Origin of the sequence: Rubellimicrobium roseum (assembly GCF_006152145.1) — a bacterium.
Lineage (GTDB): Bacteria > Pseudomonadota > Alphaproteobacteria > Rhodobacterales > Rhodobacteraceae > Rubellimicrobium > Rubellimicrobium roseum.
This window is the reverse complement of sequence record NZ_VDFV01000127.1, coordinates 1-2,364: the sequence shown is the minus strand read 5'-3', so window position 1 is coordinate 2,364 and position 2,364 is coordinate 1. Positions and strand designations below refer to the sequence as shown.

General features: G+C 67.4%; 2 protein-coding genes. Both read right to left on the bottom strand.

Features of this window, described 5'->3' with window-relative positions:
• Window positions 1-2 precede the first annotated feature (2 nt).
• Complete coding sequence (istB, locus tag FHG71_RS23100; protein WP_139084151.1) at window positions 3-797, bottom strand: IS21-like element helper ATPase IstB; 795 nt, start codon at window positions 795-797, stop codon at window positions 3-5.
• Window positions 787-2,319, bottom strand: a complete 1,533-nt coding sequence (gene istA / locus FHG71_RS23095) for an IS21 family transposase (protein ID WP_139084150.1) — start codon at window positions 2,317-2,319, stop codon at window positions 787-789. Before istA ends, istB begins: the two co-directional genes overlap by 11 nt.
• Between the last annotated feature and the right edge of the window lie 45 nt (window positions 2,320-2,364).

The window sequence follows — 2,364 nt, the reverse complement described above, 5'->3', positions numbered from 1 at the left end:
GGTCATGCTTGGGTCAAGGCGGGGCTGGTTTCCTTCTTCTTTCGGGTTGCTGAGGCGGAGCTGGCTTTGAAGCGGAAGCTGTCGTTGCCGGTCTCCAGGATGTGGCAGCGGTGGGTGAGCCGGTCGAGAAGCGCGGTGGTCATCTTGGCGTCGCCGAAGACTGAGGCCCATTCGCTGAAGCTCAGGTTGGTGGTGAGGACGACGCTGGTGCGCTCGTAGAGCTTGCTCAGGAGATGGAAGAGCAGCGCGCCGCCTGAGGCGCTGAACGGCAGGTATCCGAGCTCGTCGAGGATCACGAGATCGAGGCGGGTCAGGCCATCGGCGATCTGGCCGGCCTTGCCCTTGGCCTTCTCCTGCTCGAGAGCGTTGACCAGTTCGATAGTCGAGAAGAACCGGACCTTGCGGCGGTGATGCTCGACGGCCTGGACGCCGAGGGCTGAGGCGATGTGGGTCTTGCCGGTGCCTGGCCCGCCGATGAGCACGACGTTCTGAGCCCCGTCGAGGAACTCGCAGCGGTGCAGCTGGCGGACGGTGGCCTCGTTGACCTCGCTGGCGGCGAAGTCGAACCCGGCCAGATCTTTGTAAGCCGGGAAGCGGGCCGCCTTCATGTGGTAGGCGATGGAGCGCACCTCCCGCTCCGCGACCTCGGCCTTGAGCAGCTGGGTCAGGGTGGGCACGGCGGCCTCGAAGGCCGGCGCCCCTTGCTCGATCAGATCGGTGACGGCCTGGGCCATGCCATGCATCTTCAGGCTGCGGAGCATGATGACAATGGCGCCGCTGGCGGGGTCATGACGCATGGCGGCCTCCCGCGATCCGGGAGCGCAGGCCGTCATAGCGCTGGACGTTCGCTCGCGGCTCCTCAATCAGCGCCAGGGCCTTGGGCGGGTCTATCTCGGGCGTCACCGGGGGCCGCTCGTCGACAAGCCGGTGCAGGAGGTTCAGCACGTGGGTCTTGGTGGGCACGCCCGCCTCCAGGGCCAGCTCCACCGCACAGAGCACCGCCTGCTCGTCATGCTGAAGAACGAGGGCGAGGATGTCGACCATCTCGCGGTCTCCGCCCGGTCGTCGCAGCATCAGCTCCTGCAACTGCCGGAACGCGGGCGGCAGCTCCGTGAAGGGCGCGCCATTCCGGAGCGCCCCTGGCTTGCGCTGGAGAACGGCCAGGTAGTGCCGCCAGTCATAGATGGTCCGGGGCGGCAGCTGATGGCTGCGCTGGATCACCCGCGCATGCTCGCACAGGACCTGTCCTTCCGCGGCCACGACCAGCCGGTCGGGGTAGACCCGCAGGCTGACAGGTCGGTTGGCGAAGGACGCCGGCACGCTGTAGCGGTTGCGCTCAAAGCTGATCAGGCAGGTGGGCGAGACGCGCTTGCTCTGCTCCACGAAGCCGTCGAAGGCGGGCGGCAGCGGCATGAGCGCGGCCTGCTCCTCGGCCCAGACATCGGCGATGCTGCCGGGAAGGCTCCCGTGCGGGATCTCGCGCCACAGCTCCAGGCAGCGCTGCTCCAGCCAGCCGTTCAGAGCCGCCAGGTCGGGGAAGCTGGGCATCGGCTGCCACAAGCGAGGCCGCGCGTCCTGGACGTTCTTCTCGACCTGTCCCTTCTCCCAGCCCGAGGCCGGGTTGCAGAACTCGGGCTCGAAGACATAGTGGTTCGCCATGGCCAGAAAGCGCATGTTGACCTGCCGCTCCTTGCCGCGGCCCACACGATCCACCGCCGTGCGCATGTTGTCGTAGATCCCGCGCCCCGGCACGCCGCCGAAGACGCGGAAGCCGTGCCAGTGGGCGTCGAACAGCATCTCGTGGGTCTGGAGCAGATAGGCGCGGACCAGGAAGGCTCGGCTGTGCGAGAGCTTGATGTGGGCGACCTGAAGCTTCGCGCGCTCGCCCCCCAGGATCGCGTGATCCTCGCTCCAGTCGAACTGGAACGCCTCGCCCGGTCGGAAGGTCAGGGGAACGAACGTCCCGCGCCCCGTCGTCTGCTGCTCCCGCTGCCGATCCGCCCGCCATTCTCGGGCAAAGGCGGCGACCCGGTTGTAGGAGCCCGTGTAGCCCAGTGCGACCAGGTCGGCGTGCAGCCGCTTTGCCGACCGGCGTTGCTTGCGCGACTTCGCTGCCTCCGTTCTCAGCCAGCCCGCCAGCTTCTCCGCAAACGGATCAAGCTTGCTGGGTCGCTCGGGCACCGTGAACTTCGGCTCGATGGTGCCAGCGTTCAGATACTTCGCGATCGTGTTGCGCGACAGGCCAGTCCGCCGCGCGATCTCGCGGACCGACAGCTTCTCCCGCAAAGACATGCGCCGGATGATGTTCAATAGTCCCATGTGGATCACTCCGTTGCCCCCGTCGCTCTCCGCCCAGGGGGAAGG